We start from the raw sequence: 17890 nt of genomic DNA, 5'->3' as shown, positions 1-17890 counted from the left end.
AGATGTGTCTTTAAAAAATATTAAGAGCTAAACCAAGGAGAAAACAATGAACAACTACAAACTAACAATTCAATATGACGGCGGCCGCTATAAAGGTTGGCAGCGGCTCGGTAACAGCGAAAATACCATTCAAGGAAAAATAGAAAGTGTACTATCTGAAATGCTGGGAAAAGAAATTGAAATCATTGGCTGCAGCAGAACAGATGCGGGTGTACATGCTCTTAATCAAGTAGCTAATTTTAAGGTTGATGAGAGTTTGACGGAACATAAAGTTAAAAAGTATTTAAATCAATACTTACCAAATGATATTAGTATTACTGATGTGGAATTAGTTTCGGAGCGTTTCCATGCCCGCTACAATTCGAAAGCAAAAACGTATTTATATAAGATTTGGAATGAAGAACATACGAATCCATTCATGCGTAAATACAGTATGCATGTTGGGAAAAAGTTAAATATCGAAAGTATGAAAAAAGCAGCTCAATATTTTATCGGTTCGCATGATTTTACTGCTTTCTCTAATGCGAAGTCGAAGAAAAAATCCATGGTTCGTGAAATCTACTCGTTAGATGTAACGGAAAAGGATGGCTTCGTTCAAATTAGAGTAAGCGGAAACGGATTTCTTCACAATATGGTGAGAAAGATTGTTGGAGCGTTAATAGAAGTTGGGTTAGGCCAGTTAGACGCTGAAACAATACCGCAAATTTTAGAGGGAAAACAACGAAATCAAATCAATTGTCTTGCGGAGGCAAGTGGGTTGTATTTGGAGAAAGTTGATTTTTAGGGGGAAATAAAGACCGTTCTTTAGGAACGGCCTTTATTTTTTTTTGCCTGCGCTTATAGAAACCTCTAAGATTACGTATTCAGCCCATATTTTTTCAACCGATATTGCAAGTTTTGCCTACTTAATCCTAAGGACTTTGCGGCTTGTGAGATGTTACCATTATGTTCACTAAGAATTTGAATGATATATTCTTTTTCCATTTCTTTTATTGTGTTCTTTAAGGTGTGATCTGATTTATTTGTTTCCCATCTAGATAGAGGAGGGTGAATATTGCATTCATTTTTTGTTAACTCATAAAAACGTGTTGGGATATGGGATGTTGTAATGATTTCCTCATCTTCAATTAAGTTCATAGAGCCTTCAATGATGTGCTCCAACTCGCGAATATTCCCGGGCCAATCGTGTTGATAGAAAAAGTTGATTACGTTGTCATCCACACCTTGTACTTGTAAGCCAAACTGCATATTATATTTTTCAATAAAACGATGAAGAAGCGGTAAAATGTCATCTTTACGCTGCCGTAAAGATGGGAGAAATAAAGTAACGACGCTTAATCTGTAATATAGATCTTTTCGTAAGCGATTGTGCGTGATAGCTTCAATAGGATCTTCGTTAATTGTGACTATGATTCGAACGTCTACTTCTTTTTCTTGTGTTCCTCCGATTCTTCGTATTGTTTTATCTTGTATTGCACGCAACAATTTAGCTTGCAGTGCTGGGCTTAATGAGTTAATTTCATCTAATAATAAAGTTCCCCCATGTGCTTCCTCAAATAAACCTGGTTTATCAATTGCTCCTGTAAAAGCCCCTTTATTCGTACCGAATAATAAGCTTTCCATTAAAGTTTCAGGAATGGCAGCACAATTTTGTGAGATAAAAGGCTTTCCAGTACGTTGACTTTCATTATGAATACTTTGTGCAAATAATTCTTTTCCAGTTCCTGTTTCACCCACGATCAGTACAGAGGAAGAGGTACGTGTTACTCTTTTTGCTTCCGCAATAACTGATTGAATGGCGTTAGAATTACCTATTATATGATTGAAGGTAAATTTAGTATTATGCCCTCGAATGGCGTTCCCTTTACTAGTTTGTTTTAATGGAGGAATCTCCTTTACTATTTCAATAGCCCCCTTGATTTTTCCATTTTTCACTATAGGAAAGGTATCATGAATAGTTGTAATTTCTTGCCCTTTATTATTAAAATAAGTTTGTTTTATATTTTTCTTCGCTTTTCCAAATGTTAGCGTCTCTATAAGAGTACTATTCTGGTTTTCTTCAAATGCAAATACTTCTAAAAGATTTTTATATAGCACATCTTTACGATCCATCGATTCAATTTCCATCATTTTACGATTATAGACAATCGTTTTACATTCTTCATTAATCATGTGAATTCCAATATCAATTTCATTCAGTAAAGTTTCATATAGCATATTCATTTCAACTAATTTTTTGAAATTGATTTCTTCTGTATACATGTTTTATCTTCTCCTTGTTATACCCTATGAAGACTGATTTTTCTTAATTTTAATAAAATTTTTGCGAGTATGCAAAAAAAATTTTCGTTTTTGCGGTTAAAAATTTGTAAAAGAAAAGAAAAATTTTGCGTGGAATTCAGATTTTTTCAGTACTAACTCTAAATTCCATGTAAGAAATAAGATTGGTATATATCTTGCATGAATAGTAGTTGAATCCTATAAACTTGGAGGTGGGTCAAAAGATTTACATGCGCACTTAATAAGAAAGAGGGGTTTAAAAGATGAAAACAGTAATAGAAAACGTGTACAGTCCTTGTTATGGCAGAGTTGCAAAATTATTTATTGATGAAAGCTCCTATGTTTATGAGTGGGAGAAATTAGCTTTAATTGAAACAATGGATAAACAGAAAGTAGAAGTTAAAGTGGGAATTAGCGGCTATGTAGAATTGCTAGAAGTAGAGGAAGGACAAGCTATCACGAATGAAACATTATTAATAGCAGTTAGGGATGATTTATTGATCACAGGAAGTGATTAATATATAAATTAAAAAAGCAACATAAAAACCTCCTTTCTTTTTAAGGGAGAGGCCATGTATAGAAGCGGTCAGGGCCTTTTCCTGCCACATGCGAGGTTTGAAACAGCAAGTAGCGGTTATGTTGTATTGTGCATAGCAGCGACTTACGTGTTGCCAAATGAAATGGATTTATAAAATCCCTCTGGATCATGTACTGTTTTCTGTTAATCTTTTAAACAATTATGGTAAATGATAAAAAAATTTTCGTAGCAACTATCTATCGTGTTATCGGTATTTCCGTAGATTGGGAGATTTTCTTTTGAAAAATCTCCCTCTTGTTACAAGTCTATAGTAATAATGAGAATGCACTTTATTCTTTTTATCCCGCTATTCGTGGGCAGTAATACTCTCGCCTCAAAATTCAGCAAAAGCATTGTCCAGTTCCAGTGGCTAGAATGTTCGGTGGCTTGGCTTCTTCCTGCGAGGTAAAAAACACCTCTACGTCAGAAGCTCCATCCCCCTCACATTCTGGACGAGCCACTTCCACATTTCTTTGTTGTCCAGCTTTAGCGGCTAGAATCTCCGGTCGTTTCGCCCCCTCGGACGAGGCAAAAAGTGCCTCTCTGCCTTGTGCGTGGGCGTCCTGCGATTCTGAGCGAGCCGCTTCCGCTTTTCTGAAGAAGTTAGGCGGGAGATAAACTGTCCGTAAAAGCCCGATTGGTGAGGGCTGATAATCAGTGGGGGATGAAGAAAACCCCCACTGATTAAAGTTTTACTTTATATTATTTTTAAAGCGTTTACATCTTTGGTTAGGGGGATTCATATGGAGAAGCAAAACCAGGAGTTAAAGCGGGAGTTAAAAAGTCGACACATATTTATGATTGCACTTGGAGGGGTTATTGGTACAGGGCTTTTCTTAGGATCTGGCTATACAATTCATGAAGCCGGACCAGGCGGTGCACTTGTTGCGTATCTTGTTGGGAGCCTTGTTATGTATTTAACGATGCTTTGTCTTGGGGAGTTAGCCGTTGCTATGCCGAATGCAGGATCTTATCAAATGTATGCTGCAAAGAATATTTCGCCTGCGGTAGGTTATGTAGTGGGTTGGATGTCATGGTTAAACTGGGCTGCTACGATAGGAATTGAGCTAATCGCAGTAAGCATTTTAATGAAGCGCTGGTTTCCTCATGTACCGTCTTGGATATGGTGCGTCGTGTTTGCGGTTCTTCTTTTTTCGATTAATGCATTATCATCACGGAGTTTTGCAGAGGTTGAGTTTTGGGTTTCGGGCATTAAAGTCATTACGATTATTGCATTTATTATTTTAGGCGGGGCAGCGATGTTCGGATTTTTACATATGAAAGGAAATGAAGCAGCACCGATGCTTTCAAACTTTACTGATCATGGGGGACTGTTCCCGAATGGACTGAAAGCGGTTCTAATTACGATGATTGCCGTTAATTTCTCCTTTCAGGGGACCGAAATTGTCGGGATTGCGGCCGGTGAGAGTGAAAATCCGGAGAAAGCCATTCCGAAAGCAATTAAAAATACAGCGTGGCGTATATTTGTTTTCTTTATACTTTCTATGTTCATACTCGCTGGGTTATTTCCATGGGAAAAAGCGGGATTGGTAGAAAGTCCATTCGTAGTTGTATTTGATAAAATTGGGATTCCGTATGCCGCGGATATTATGAACTTCGTTATTATTACAGCGGTGTTATCAGTAGCAAATTCGGGCTTATATGCAACTTCTCGTATGCTTTGGTCTATGTCGAATCAAGGGATGATTAGTCCGATTTTTGGAAAGTTATCTAAAAAGGGTGTTCCTATTTATGCATTAATTACAAGTATGATTTTTGGTTGTCTTTCTTTATTATCTGGTATATATGCAGAGGATACAGTTTATTTATGGCTTCTTTCTATTGCAGGATTCGGTGGAATACTAGTCTGGGCATCGATTGGTTTATCAAATTTTCTTAGTAGAAGAACGTACATAAAGCAAGGTGGGGATATTAAGGATCTGAAATTTAAAACGCCGTTGTATCCGGTTGTGCCACTTCTTTGTTTCGGATTAAATATGGCCGTAATTGTGGGCATGGCTTTTATTCCAGATCAGCGCATGGCATTGTATTGTGGTATTCCGTTTCTGCTTGTGTGCTTACTGTTTTATCATTTTTCTAAGAATAAAAAAATGAAACAGGTTGAAGAAACGAATGCAAAAGAAGTTCACAGCTTATAATAAAAACAAAGAAAATCGGGGCAACATGCCCCGGTTTTCTTTGTTTTTATGTGGAATGAGTTATTCTTCTTTCTCCAATTTGTTTTTCATTTCAATTAATTTTTCCTTTGCTAATTCTACTGCAATTGCATCATCTAAGTATCCAATGGGAAATACGTAATCTGGAATAATATCTGTTGATAAAACGAAATAGAGCAAGGCACTTCCGATAATTGCTCGTTCTTGCGATGTAATCGTGTCTTTGCAAAATTGATGATACATATCTGTTAATTGATCAATGAAAGGACCTGTGCTATCAAGTTGTTGCAACTTTGTTGAGAATCCTTCATGAATAAGGCGTGTGCCTTCTGTTGTTTTCGCATAGCGTTCGTAATTTTCAAGCTCTTGTTTTACACGAGTTGTTGTGTACTTGTAATCAAATAAGTTAGAGGATTGTAATGTGTTTTGAATGGCATCAATTGATGTATACATTTCAGTCTGGGGTTCAGTAGTTTGGTGAGGCTGTTTGGCATACGTTGCATCATATAACAACTGGATAGGAATTTGGAGACATTCTGCAAATTTTTGAAGATGCTTTTTTTTCGCTTGTTGCTTTCCATTAATAATTCGTGAAATGGTGGAAGGGTCAATATCGGTGAGCGTTCCAAATTGTCGCATTGATAATGAACGTTCTTGTAACAATTCTTTTAATACGGTACCGAGTTGATGATTTATATTTTGAGTAGACATAGGTTTAGGCGCTCCTTTTTGTTTCTGAAATGTTGATATTTTATTAAAAGTATATGAAACAGACAGGCACAATTGCTCAATATTTGCATACGATGCAATAAAAAAAGCAATAAAGGAGTGCGTATTAATGTATGTAACAAGTTTGCTTTCCATTCTTATGATCGGGATAGCTTCAAATTTAGATAATGCGGGTGTAGGCATTGCTTATGGAATTCGGAAGATCCATATCTCATGGTTCAACAACTTTATCATAGCTTTCTTCGGTTTTCTCTTTACACTTTTGGCAGGTTTTTTCGGGAATTGGATTTCTTTGTTTATTTCAGATGTTACAGCTAATGTGATTGGTGCTATCGTATTGGGGAGTATTGGCGTATTGGTATTATGCCAGCCGCTGCTTAGTAAAGAGGTAGATGAGAGAAAGCAAGGTAATGTGTTGATGCGTATTTTACGTAATCCAGAAGCCGCCGATTTTGATGAGTCTAAAACAATTGGCTTTTCAGAAGCAATTGTACTTGGCGTTGCATTATCCATTAATAACATTGCAGGTGGCTTTGATGCAGGTGTGACAAATTTGAATTTGTGGATGACCGCTATTATTTCAGGTTTCTTTAGCTTCTTATGTGTGAGGTTTTGTTCTTACATCGGTAAAAAATACTTAGCGTTGTATCTAGGGAAATGGGCAACTGTCATTGCAGGAGCTTTGCTGATTATCATTGCAGTTAATCAGCTTTTATGAAAGCTATATAGGTTAAAAACGACATAAAAACCCCTTTTTTAGGAGGGGCGAGAGCATCTGGCCGTGCAGAGAAACGGTCAGGGACTTTTTCTGCCACATGCGAGGTTCAAAACAAAGAGAGAAAGCAAGTGGAGATCCTGTTGTATGTTGCATAGCAGCAAGTCATATGAAAAAATTCGGATGGATATATGGTAAAGTGGCTTTACTGCTTGTTAAACGAGGAGTAAAACAATTTTCTACCATTTCCTCGGAAATACAACAAACAATTGCATATGTCGACGATCTTTTATTTATACTAACATAGAATTTACTTAAAGGAAGGTGTTAGTATGGGACGCGGTAAATCCTTTGATCATAAGAAAAAAGGACATGATCATCAACCTCCAAAAGGTGCGTATATTCATAAAGATGTAAATGAACATACGTTAGAAGAGGAAGAATTACCAGTGAATATCGAAACGTATAAAAATAGTTTGAAAAAACATTAGAAAGCACCTGAAGAGGTGCTTTTTTCTTCATTTAATAGGAGAAAGATAGCATTCTTTTCTCTAGAGTTTCATGTATTCTGCTATTTGTGGGCAGTAAGACTACAACTCCAGATTATGAAGAGTGAGAAGAAGGGAGGCTTTTGGGAAGATATTCCCACTGATGGAAACTTCACTTTACCGAATATCTTCAATTAATTGTGCCGTTTCTTCATACATTTCATAGTCACTTAGTACTTGAATACAACGCCATTTTAACTCTTCGATATATTGCTCTAAATCTTCTGGTATTAAATTTTGAATGTCTTCTAATTCAATACCAAAATGGACAACTTCTAATACTTTATCATCAATACTTCGATCCATTAACAATTCCAGTACATCTAGATTAAATATGTATCGATAGGCTTCATCAAGGGAAACAACTTTTAATTTTAAACTTTCAATGATACTTAATACAAAAAGAAGGATGGTCTTCTCGAGAACTGCCTGATCTGCTGTTTGAAGGATGAGTTTCATGAGCACCTCCATTTTCCTCTGCTGCTCGCGGACGATAATTTTAAGTATTATCATCCGTAAGAGCTGATTAGTTAGCCATTTAGAGCGACATGTATTCCCTAAATGTTATAAAACACTAGGCTGTACTATACTATTCGGAGGTGTATGGTGAATATGCACAATTATATTGAAAAAAGCGCCGTTTCAGACGCTTTTTAGAAAATACTCCAACCTTCTTGTTCAGAAAGTAATTCTAATATTTTAAATCCAGCAAGGCTATTTCCGTTCTCATCTAGTGCAGGGCCGAAAATACCAATACCCATTTCACCTTTTACACAGCCTAAGATACCACCAGCTACACCACTTTTCGCTGGGATCCCAACGCGAATTGCGAATTCCCCAGATTCGTTGTACATACCACATGTCACCATAAATGTTTTACAAATTTTTGTAATATGTTTTGGGATAATTTGCGTATTATTATATGGATCATAACCATCCATTGCAAAGATGAGTCCAATACGAGCTAAGTCGATGCAACTTACTTCGATTGCACATTGACGTGTGTATAGGTCCATTAACTCTTCGATATCCCCATCAATGATGTTGTTTTGCTTCATATAGTAACAAAGAGAACGATTTAAATAAGCCGTTTCTAATTCAGAGATGGCAACTTTAGAAGAGTAGTTAATGGAAGGATTATCTGTAATATCGCGAACAAAGTGAAGGATACGTTCCATTTTCTCCTCATTAGAATTTCCTACAATCATACTTGTAATCGCTAATGCCCCGGCATTAATCATTGGGTTTAATGGTTTAGATGGGCTTGTTGTCTCTAGTTTAATAATAGAATTAAAGGGATCACCAGTTGGTTCCATGCCAACTTTAGAAAATACATACTCTTCACCGCAATCTAAAAGTGCGAGTGCAAGTGTAATTACTTTTGAAATACTTTGAAGTGTAAAGAGTGTCTGGGATTTTCCGGCATGAACGTAATGGCCGTCTTTATGATAAAGTGCAATCCCTAAATCAGCAGGATTTGCGTTTCCTAACTCAGGAATATACGTTGCAAGCTTACCTTGTTTCGTATAGGGCTGAACTTGATCTAATAATTGTTGTAAGTTGTTGGTCTCGATACACTGCATAATAAACACCCCTAGTTGTATTAGTCATTAAATTTAACTTGCCCGACAAGCGTGGAAATAAATAATAACATGAAATTGAGGAATGATAAAATGCAACTTCTATTCATGTAAGTTAAAAAAACGACATAAAAACGACATAAAAACCCCCTTTTTTTAGGGGGGCAAGAGCATCTGGCCGCGCATAGAAGCGGTCAGGGCCTTTTTCTGCCACGTGCAAGGTTTCAAACAAAGGGCGAAAGCAAGTAGCGGTTATGTTGTATTCTGTATAGCAGCGACTTATATGTCAAAAAATTAAAATGGATATATAGAATTACATAAAGGAAAACAAATCCATAAAAAAATCAAGTATAATAACTACACATCTATACAACTATATGTTATTATGTTTTTGTAATAGAAAGCGTTTTCTAAAACTTATTTACAAATGGAAACGATTTCATAATTTTAGACAGGGGGAATTTAGATGTTGCAGTTTTTACAACGCATTGGTAAAGCTTTAATGCTCCCAATTGCAGTATTACCAGCAGCAGGTCTATTACTTCGCTTAGGGCAGCCTGACGTATTTAATATTCCTGTTATGGCACAAGCCGGTGCAGCAATTTTTGATAACTTAGCACTTATTTTTGCAATTGGTGTTGCTGTTGGTTTGTCCGTTGATGGCAGCGGTGCTGCAGGTCTTGCAGGTGCGATTGGTTATCTTGTTTTGAAAAATACAACTGATGCTTTAAGTAAAGGGTATTCAGCGGCCGAGTTAAACGATAAATTGAAAAGTGTTCAAGATTTAATGAGTTCTGTAGATCCATCTAAAGTAGCAGATACGTTAGGAAAGATTTCCAAGGCGGCGACGTTAGCACCAAAAATTAATATGGCCATTTTAGGCGGTATTATTGCTGGTATCGTTGCGGGATTACTATATAACAAATTCTATAAAATTAAATTACCAGAATGGTTAGGATTCTTTGCTGGTAAACGTTTCGTTCCAATTATTACATCGATAGCGATGCTGCTGTTAGGTTTAGTATTTGGAGAAATTTGGCCAACAATTCAAAGCGGTATCGATGCGGTAGCACATGGTATCGTTAACTTAGGAGCAATTGGTGCAGGACTTTTCGGTTTATTAAACCGTTTATTAATTCCAATTGGTTTACACCATGTAATGAACACGTATTTCTGGTTTGTGTTTGGTGAGTTTACAAACTCAGCAGGTGCTGTTGTAAATGGCGAAATTGCTCGTTTCTTTGCAGGGGATCCAAGTGCAGGTATGTTTATGACAGGTTTCTTCCCAATCATGATGTTTGGTTTACCAGCAGCATGTTTTGCGATGATCGCAGCAGCAAAACCAGAAAAGCGTAAAGCAGTTTCGGGTATGTTAATTGGTCTTGCATTAACTTCATTTTTAACTGGTATTACAGAACCAATTGAATTCTCATTTATGTTCTTATCACCAGTATTATATGGTATTCATGCTGTATTAACAGGCCTTTCTTTATTTATAACAACAAAACTTGGCATTCACGATGGTTTCTCATTTAGTGCAGGTGCAATTGACTACGGTATTAATTTCGGTATTGCAACAAAGCCAGTATTATTAGCAGGTGTAGGCATAGTTTACGCAGCAATTTACTTCTTCGTATTCTATTTCTTAATTAAGAAATTAAACTTAAAAACGCCTGGTCGTGAAGATGATGATGAGTTGTTAGATGAAGAAACAACTGCAGTAGGTGAAGCTGGTTCCATCGGAGAAACTTATGTCGCAGCGTTAGGCGGAAAAGAAAATTTAACTGTTATCGACAATTGTGCCACTCGTCTTCGTTTACAAGTAAAAGATGCAAACTTAGTAAATGAACAAGCATTAAAACGTGCTGGTGCAAAAGGTGTTATGAAATTAAGTGATACAAGTGTACAAGTTATTGTTGGGACAAACGTTGAGTCTGTTGCTGATGATATGAAGAAGCATGTATAAGGAATATGAAAAAATCCCTCATTGATAAAAATGAGGGGTTTTTTCGTTACAAATGTAACGGCTATCTTGCATTTTTGATGCGCTTTTTTATTTTTTTGTGCATAACGTTGGTAAAATACTTGTTGCGTGATAAAGTAAAATGTAAAATGAGCAACTATGTGAAAAGGCAGGTTTTTATTGTTATGAAATCTCGCAAACCGATTGTATATATAAAACGAACGATTATTCTCAGTCTGTTGTTTACCCTTATATATTGGGGATATGCGAAAATTATTTCCAACAATAAAGAAAAAGAAACTTTGCAAGCGATGAAAGAAGTAAAGAAAGAAGTAAAGAAAGAAGTTATAGAGAAACCAAAAGAAGAATTGGTGGCCCAGCAACCGCCACAAGAAATCAATAATAATGCCGAATTAGATAAGTATGTGAAGAGTAAAAACTTTAGTGGCACAGCAGTTGTTGTAAAAAATGGAAAGGTTCTTTTGAACAAAGGATATGGACTTGCCAATCAAGAAAAAAATGTTGCTAATAATTCAGAGACATCCTACTACATCGGTTCCATTACAAAAGCTTTTATCGCAACTTCTATTATGCAATTGAAAGAACAAAATAAATTAAATACAGAAGATACTGTTGCAAAATATATTCCTGATTTTCCAAGGGGCAAAGAAATTAAGTTAGTACATCTTCTTACGCATACATCGGGGATTCCGGAGTACAGCGAGGGTTCAGAGAACATCAGCCATGAGGAATTAATCAAAAGAATAGGACATCAAAAACTGGCGTTCCCGCCCGGATCAAAATGGAAATACTCCGATTCTAATTATTCCGTGCTTGCGTATATTGCCGAGAAAGTGAGCGGACAATCTCTTGAAGACTATATTCAAAAGAATATCTTTGAAGTAGCTGGTATGAAACATTCCGGATTTGGTGATAAGTTTCAACAAGGAGAATATCCATCTACTGGTTATAAAATTGTAGATAATAAAATGACAACACCAGCTTTACCAAGTATGTCGCAATTATTTGGATGTGGTGATGTATATATGACTGCATATGATTTATATTTATTTGATCAAGCTTTATTTACAGGGAAGCTGATTTCAAGTGAAAGTTATCATCAAATGTTTACAGCAGTTAAAAAGGATTATGGTTTTGGTTGGTATGTAGACCCTGGTAGTTACTCAAATCATGGCGTTATGCCAGGATGGAATTGTTTAAATAGTTTTAGTAAAGATGGAAATACGTATGTTGTGTTGCTATCAAATATTCAAAATAACATTAAATCGTTTGGCGCTGTAAGTAATGATATTTATACGATGGTACGGCATGCAGAAGGTTAGAAAGCTATCTTACGAGATAGCTTTTTTGTAGTTTTATACGAAAAATATTGCAAAAAATAAGCGTAAAAGCCCCTTTTTTTAGGTGGGCGAGAGTGTCTGGCCATGGATAGATGCGGTCAGTTCCTGTTCCTCAAAAAGAGAATACGAGAGCAGGTCATCTTGTATTTTGCATAATCTAGACTTATATGTTGGGAAGTTAAAATGGATGTATACCTTTGGAAAAAGCATGTGGAAATGAGATAATAATAAAAATATGTAAAAAAGAGGAGATTAAAATGGGGATTCATGAACATCATGCACGGAATGGAAAAAGGTTATTTTTTGTTTCTATTTTTATATTTTTAGTTGCTATTATAGCGTTTATCCTTGACTATGTTCGTACGCCGCATTTTCAGTGGAACAAAGGTACGACGTCCTTTATCAGTATGATTATAACGGCCTTTCTTTTTATGATTTATAGCTTTGTAGAAAGAGAGAGAGCTAAGAAAATTGGCACAACAATTCATATCGAAGGGACTTCGTCGCTCTTGCATCAACACCGATTTGTTGTACGAAGGGAAGTATCTTTCGTGACTACAGTTACATACTTTTCAATGGATGGAAATACAATGGGGATTTTAAGAGAAGAATATGAAACAAAACTACAAAAAGTATGGAAGATTTTCGTATCGCTTTTGTTGAAATCATTGAATGAAAAACGCTTTGTTTTGTACAATGAACTGGGAGAAGAGCTGCTGATTGTAAGACAAAGAGTGGTCATACCCCTTTCTTATACGTTTCATGACTTGGCAGGGAATAAGATTTGTGAGTTGAAACAAACATTAAGTTTAAAAAAGTTGAAGTGGATTTTACTATCTGAGCATGATGGAGAAATTGGCGAAATTACTGGGGATTTGTATGCGAATATCCAAAAAGGACAATGGGAAGATGGTAGTAATATTGAAGTAAAAGAAGACGCAATCCCAGTAGAAGCGATTAAATATTTTTCGGCTAGTGGTGGCTCGCTTGTTAATTTATCAGTAGTCGAACATGCGAAGTATGAGAAAGCTTTATATTATGCTGTAGCTGCAATATTGACGTTGAAAAATAGTTAGACATTAAAGTAAAGAAGGGCAGATGACATAGTGCATCTGTCTTTTTTACTCTACTAGCGGGTAGGGAAATATCTTATATATAAATCCATTTTAATTTTTCACCATAGAAATTGCGGTTATGCAGAATACAACATGATCTGCTCTTGCTCTCTCACTTTGTTCTAAAACATTGCATGTGGCAGGAAAAGGCACTGACCGCATCTATGCACGGCCAGATGCTCTCGTCCACTCTAAAAAGAAGGGGGTCTATCGGTTTATCCCGCTATTCGTGGGCAGTAATACTCCCACCTCAAAATTCGGCGAAAGCATTGTCCAGTTCCAGTGGCTAGAATGTTCGGTGGCTTCGCTTCTTCCTACGAGGTAAAAAACACCTCTACGTCAGAAGCTCCATCCCCCTCACATTCTGGGCGAGCCACTTCCGCCTTTCTTAAGAAGTTAGGTGGGAGATAAACTGCTGGCATGCGCCCGATTAGTGAGGGCTGATAATCAGTGGGGGATGAAGAAAACCCCCACTGATTAAAGTTTCACTTTATTTCACCACTTCAATTTTTAGCAGGTTTGTTGTTCCACGTTCGTTAACAGGGACGCCTGCTGTTACAATGATGATATCTTGCGCAGCGATAAGCTGTTGCTCTTTAGCGTTACATAATGCTTGTTCAATTACTTCATCTGTCGTTTGTTTTGGGGCGGTGAAAAATGGATGTACGCCCCATACAAGTGCGAGTTGCTGTAGAACACATTGTTCAGATGTTGTTGCGATAATCGGAGTATGCGGACGGTACTTTGAAATCATTTGTGCTGTATAACCGCTTTTCGTTGGTGTTAAAATTGCTTTTGCTTGTAAGGAATAAGCTGCTTGGACAGCAGCTGCTCCAATTGTTTCGGTTATTTGTTTGTAATCATTGTGAAATAATTGCTTTTGGTTTTGGAATAAAGAAGATTCTTCTACTTGCAGAGCGATTTTATCCATCATTTGTACTGCCTCTATTGGATATTCACCGGCAGCCGTCTCTCCTGAAAGCATAATCGCATCAGTTCCATCAAAGATGGCGTTTGCTACATCTGATGCTTCCGCTCTTGTTGGTCTTGGATTTCTTTGCATAGAATCAAGCATTTGTGTTGCTGTAATGACTGGTTTTCCTAGCGTATTACAAGTGTGAATCAATTGTTTTTGAATGATTGGTACATATTCTGCCGGGATTTCAATCCCCATATCACCGCGTGCAACCATAATTCCATCTGCAACTTCTACAATTTCTTTTATATTATCAATTCCCTCTTGGTTTTCAATTTTTGCGATGATACGAATATGCGAGGCGTTATGCTCTGCTAATATATTGCGTACTTCTAAAATGTCAGCAGCTTTACGTACAAAAGAGACTGCGATGTAATCAACCTGTTGCTGTATGCCGAAAAGAATATCTTGTTTATCTTTTTCAGTAATACCTGGTAGGCGGATGTTTACACTTGGTACATTTACACCTTTATGATCTTTAATGATTCCGCCATGTATAACTTTTGTTTGTAATTCGCCATTATTTTTTTCTATTACTTCTAGCTCTAATAATCCATCATCGAGTAATAGATGAGACCCTACTTCTACATCATCATATAGACCTGCATATGTGACGGAAAATTGTTTAGATGTTCCGAGAACTTTTTTCATTGACACAGTAACAGCTGCACCTTCAAGTAATTCTGCTTGTCCCCCCTCAAATTCATCTGTGCGAATTTTGGGTCCTTTAATATCTTGTAAGAGCGCGATGTTCTTTTTAGAGGCTACTGCAGCTTTTCGTATTGTATTTATACGTGCTTGATGTTCTTCGTGCGTTCCATGAGAGAAATTTAACCGAGCTACATTCATTCCAGATTTCAGTAAAGAAAGCAATGTCTCGTATTGTTCACTTGCAGGTCCAATTGTGCACACGATTTTTGTTTTTCGCATATAAAATTCCTCCTACTTATAGAAGTTTCACGTTATTATGTTGGCACTTGTATGTGTACTTCATGTATAGGTATGTGATTTGTTTTATTTAATACCAAAAGTGTTGTTTCTGTATATCTTGATAAATGTTATTGAGCTGTCGATATAACAATCTATATATATAGGAAGAAAAGATAGTGTCTCTATTTAAATGCTATTGGCATAAGCTTGCATGGGTTGCTTGGCGACAGTTAGATTGCTGAAGAACTTAGTATGCGAGGTGGTTTTCATAATGAAGGGCGTAAGAGAGAACTGGAATGAAAAAAACAGGTACACTTTTTGTATTCTGTTTCAAAAAAAACTATAACAGAATAGGGAATAAGAGTATTACAGTTTATAATGGGTACGACTCTCATACTACAGAGAAGGATTCCTTTATTAGAGTGCCAAAAAAAAAAATTAGTAAAAGAGGGTTAATTTAACAAAGTTTTCAAGTTGTGTTTTCACTATGTTAATAGTGGTTTGCTCAATCATTCACAAACATGTCACAACTTTAACGTTCATTTTTTTAAAAAAGTAGTATGCTGAATATGTAAGCTGTTATATAAAAATTCTGAGTCCTGTACTAATCAAAAATGGAGGAGATTAGGATGACTGAAGTATTAGAAAATGTAAAAAATGCATGGGAAAACTTTAAAGGTGAAAAGTGGAAAGCAGAGATTGATGTCCGCGATTTCATTTTAAATAACGTAAACATTTATCAGGGGGATGAATCCTTCTTAGCTGGAGCAACAGAAGCGACAAAACAACTTTGGGATCAAGTAATGGATTTAACAAAACAAGAACGTGACAATGGCGGCGTCCTTGACATGGATACGAAAATTGTTTCTACTATTACATCACATGGTCCAGGATATTTAAATAAAGATATTGAAAAAGTAGTCGGTGTCCAAACTGACAAACCATTTAAGCGCTCATTACAACCATTCGGCGGTGTTCGTATGGCAGAGCAAGCTTGTGAAGCTTATGGATATGAAATGGACAAAGAATTGAGCCGTATTTTCAGAGACTACCGTAAAACGCATAACCAAGGTGTATTCGATGCTTATACTCCAGAAATGAGAGCAGCTCGTAAGTCAGGTGTTATTACGGGTCTTCCAGATGCATATGGCCGTGGTCGTATTATCGGTGACTATCGCCGCATTGCATTATACGGTGTAGATCGTTTAATTAAAGCGAAAAAAGAAGATTTAAGTTTAACGAGCAGTGTAATGAGCGAAGAGACAATGCGTTTACGCGAAGAATTGTCTGAGCAAATTCGTGCACTTCAAGAATTAAAACAAATGGCAGCTTCTCATGGTTTTGATATTTCTAAGCCAGCAACAAATGCACAAGAAGCATTCCAATGGTTATATTTTGGTTATCTTTCAGCAATTAAAGAGCAAAACGGTGCAGCAATGAGTCTTGGCCGTACGTCTACTTTCTTAGATATCTTTGTTGAAAGAGATTTAGTAAACGGTACATTAACAGAAGAAGAAGCACAAGAAATTGTTGACCATTTCATTATGAAATTACGTCTTGTGAAATTTGCAAGAACACCTGATTATAATGAATTATTCTCTGGTGATCCAACTTGGGTAACAGAATCTATCGGTGGTATTGCAATTGATGGTCGTCCGTTAGTAACGAAAAACTCATTCCGTTTCTTGCATACATTAGACAACTTAGGACCAGCTCCAGAACCAAACTTAACAGTTCTTTGGTCTAACCAATTACCACAGGGCTTTAAAAACTACTGTGCAAAAATGTCTATCAAAACATCTGCAATTCAATATGAAAATGATGACATTATGCGTCCAGAATATGGTGATGACTACGGTATTGCTTGCTGTGTATCTGCAATGAGAATTGGTAAACAAATGCAATTCTTCGGAGCACGTGCAAACTTAGCGAAAGCATTATTATATGCGATTAACGGTGGTAAAGACGAAAAATCAAAAGCACAAGTTGGACCTGAATATGCACCAATTACTGCTGAAGTATTAGATTATGAAGAAGTTATGCGAAAATTTGATGTGACAATGGAATGGTTAGCAGGTTTATACTTAAACACATTAAATGTTATCCATTACATGCATGATAAATATAGCTATGAACGTATCGAAATGGCACTTCATGATACAGAGATTCTTCGTACAATGGCAACAGGTATCGCAGGATTATCTGTAGTAGCTGACTCTTTAAGTGCAATTAAATATGCAAAAGTAAAACCAATTCGTGACGAAAATGGAATTGCAGTAGACTTTGAAATTGAAGGCGAGTTCCCTAAATACGGTAACAATGATGATCGTGTAGATGAAATTGCAGTAAGCCTTGTGAAAACATTTATGAACAAGCTTCGTAAACATAAAACATATCGTAACTCTGTTCATACAATGTCAATCTTAACAATTACATCTAACGTTGTATACGGTAAGAAAACTGGTAACACACCAGATGGCCGCCGTATTGGTGAACCATTTGCACCTGGTGCAAATCCAATGCATGGTCGTGATACAAAAGGAGCATTAGCATCATTATTATCTGTTGCGAAATTACCATATGAGGAAGCAAAAGATGGTATTTCTAATACATTCTCTATTATTCCAAAAGCGCTTGGAAAAGAAGAAGATGTACAAGTTCGCAACTTAGTATCTATGCTTGATGGATATGCAGTAAAAGACGGACATCACTTAAATATTAACGTATTTAACCGTGAAACATTAATGGATGCAATGGAACATCCTGAAAAATATCCACAATTAACAATTCGTGTATCTGGTTATGCGGTTAACTTCATTAAGTTAACTCGTGAACAACAAATTGATGTTATTAACCGTACAATGCACGAAAGCATGTAAGTAAAAAGTTTCCCTCTGTTTTTCATAAAGACAGAGGGGGCTGTTTTAATAGAGGAGGAA

14 protein-coding genes and 1 pseudogene are annotated in these 17890 nt (G+C 36.5%); 10 read left to right on the top strand and 5 right to left on the bottom strand.

Features of this window, described 5'->3' with window-relative positions:
* Positions 1 to 46 precede the first annotated feature (46 nt).
* Positions 47 to 784, top strand: a complete 738-nt coding sequence (gene truA / locus MR076_RS11550; protein ID WP_242220666.1) for a tRNA pseudouridine(38-40) synthase TruA — start codon at positions 47 to 49, stop codon at positions 782 to 784.
* Between the two features lie 71 nt (positions 785 to 855).
* On the opposite strand, the gene MR076_RS11545 is transcribed toward truA, so the two are convergent.
* A complete protein-coding gene (locus MR076_RS11545) occupies positions 856 to 2262 on the bottom strand; it encodes a sigma-54 interaction domain-containing protein (protein ID WP_242220665.1) in 1407 nt (468 codons plus the stop codon).
* A gap of 281 nt (positions 2263 to 2543) precedes the next feature.
* On the opposite strand from MR076_RS11545, the gene MR076_RS11540 reads away from it, so the two are divergent.
* Positions 2544 to 2798 carry a biotin/lipoyl-containing protein gene (locus MR076_RS11540; RefSeq protein WP_242220664.1) on the top strand — a complete coding sequence of 85 codons (255 nt, stop codon included), beginning with the start codon at positions 2544 to 2546 and terminating at the stop codon, positions 2796 to 2798.
* A gap of 802 nt (positions 2799 to 3600) precedes the next feature.
* Positions 3601 to 5016, top strand: coding sequence for an amino acid permease (locus MR076_RS11535; protein ID WP_242220663.1), 1416 nt, complete (start codon positions 3601 to 3603; stop codon positions 5014 to 5016).
* A 60-nt stretch (positions 5017 to 5076) separates the two neighbouring features.
* Here the strand turns inward: MR076_RS11535 and MR076_RS11530 are convergent, their stop codons facing one another.
* A complete protein-coding gene (locus MR076_RS11530; protein WP_242220662.1) occupies positions 5077 to 5745 on the bottom strand; it encodes a DUF1232 domain-containing protein in 669 nt (222 codons plus the stop codon).
* Between the two features lie 97 nt (positions 5746 to 5842).
* Here MR076_RS11530 and ytaF point away from each other — a divergent pair, with 97 nt between their 5' ends.
* The 3 genes from ytaF to MR076_RS11515 all read left to right on the top strand — a co-directional run bounded on the left by ytaF (position 5843) and on the right by MR076_RS11515 (position 6969).
* Entirely contained in the window at positions 5843 to 6481 is a 639-nt protein-coding gene (gene ytaF, locus MR076_RS11525; RefSeq protein ID WP_396021697.1) for a sporulation membrane protein YtaF, read from the top strand.
* A gap of 97 nt (positions 6482 to 6578) precedes the next feature.
* Positions 6579 to 6785, top strand: a complete 207-nt coding sequence (locus MR076_RS11520; RefSeq protein ID WP_242220660.1) for a hypothetical protein — start codon at positions 6579 to 6581, stop codon at positions 6783 to 6785.
* A gap of 25 nt (positions 6786 to 6810) precedes the next feature.
* On the top strand, positions 6811 to 6969 hold the full coding sequence (locus MR076_RS11515; protein WP_020061179.1) for a hypothetical protein: 159 nt from the start codon (positions 6811 to 6813) through the stop codon (positions 6967 to 6969).
* Positions 6970 to 7143: 174 nt separating this feature from the next.
* On the opposite strand, the gene MR076_RS11510 is transcribed toward MR076_RS11515, so the two are convergent.
* Both MR076_RS11510 and glsA read right to left on the bottom strand, forming a co-directional pair.
* The gene (locus tag MR076_RS11510; protein ID WP_242220659.1) at positions 7144 to 7485 is read right to left on the bottom strand and encodes a DUF3969 family protein; all 342 of its coding nucleotides are present in this window, start codon (positions 7483 to 7485) and stop codon (positions 7144 to 7146) included.
* A gap of 194 nt (positions 7486 to 7679) precedes the next feature.
* Positions 7680 to 8609, bottom strand: coding sequence for a glutaminase A (gene glsA, locus MR076_RS11505; RefSeq protein ID WP_242220658.1), 930 nt, complete (start codon positions 8607 to 8609; stop codon positions 7680 to 7682).
* Between the two features lie 463 nt (positions 8610 to 9072).
* Here glsA and nagE point away from each other — a divergent pair, with 463 nt between their 5' ends.
* The 3 genes from nagE (at position 9073) to MR076_RS11490 (ending at position 13006) form a co-directional block, all read left to right on the top strand.
* The gene (gene nagE, locus MR076_RS11500) at positions 9073 to 10572 is read left to right on the top strand and encodes an N-acetylglucosamine-specific PTS transporter subunit IIBC (protein ID WP_242220657.1); all 1500 of its coding nucleotides are present in this window, start codon (positions 9073 to 9075) and stop codon (positions 10570 to 10572) included.
* A 146-nt stretch (positions 10573 to 10718) separates the two neighbouring features.
* Positions 10719 to 11912 carry a serine hydrolase domain-containing protein gene (locus MR076_RS11495; RefSeq protein ID WP_242220812.1) on the top strand — a complete coding sequence of 398 codons (1194 nt, stop codon included), beginning with the start codon at positions 10719 to 10721 and terminating at the stop codon, positions 11910 to 11912.
* 275 nt (positions 11913 to 12187) lie between these two features.
* Entirely contained in the window at positions 12188 to 13006 is an 819-nt protein-coding gene (locus MR076_RS11490; protein ID WP_242220656.1) for a sugar ABC transporter ATP-binding protein, read from the top strand.
* Positions 13007 to 13541: 535 nt separating this feature from the next.
* On the opposite strand, the pseudogene pyk reads toward MR076_RS11490, so the two are convergent.
* Positions 13542 to 14951 (bottom strand): annotated as a pseudogene (gene pyk, locus MR076_RS11485) (pyruvate kinase); the annotation flags it as partial.
* 629 nt (positions 14952 to 15580) lie between these two features.
* Here pyk and pflB point away from each other — a divergent pair.
* The gene (pflB, locus tag MR076_RS11480; RefSeq protein WP_242220655.1) at positions 15581 to 17830 is read left to right on the top strand and encodes a formate C-acetyltransferase; all 2250 of its coding nucleotides are present in this window, start codon (positions 15581 to 15583) and stop codon (positions 17828 to 17830) included.
* Positions 17831 to 17890: the final 60 nt, after the last annotated feature.

It is taken from the genome of Bacillus cereus group sp. BfR-BA-01380, from assembly GCF_022663535.1.
Classification (GTDB): Bacteria; Bacillota; Bacilli; order Bacillales; family Bacillaceae_G; genus Bacillus_A; species Bacillus_A cereus_BB.
Note: the sequence above shows the minus strand (reverse complement) of the source record. Positions and strands in the feature narration are given on the sequence as shown.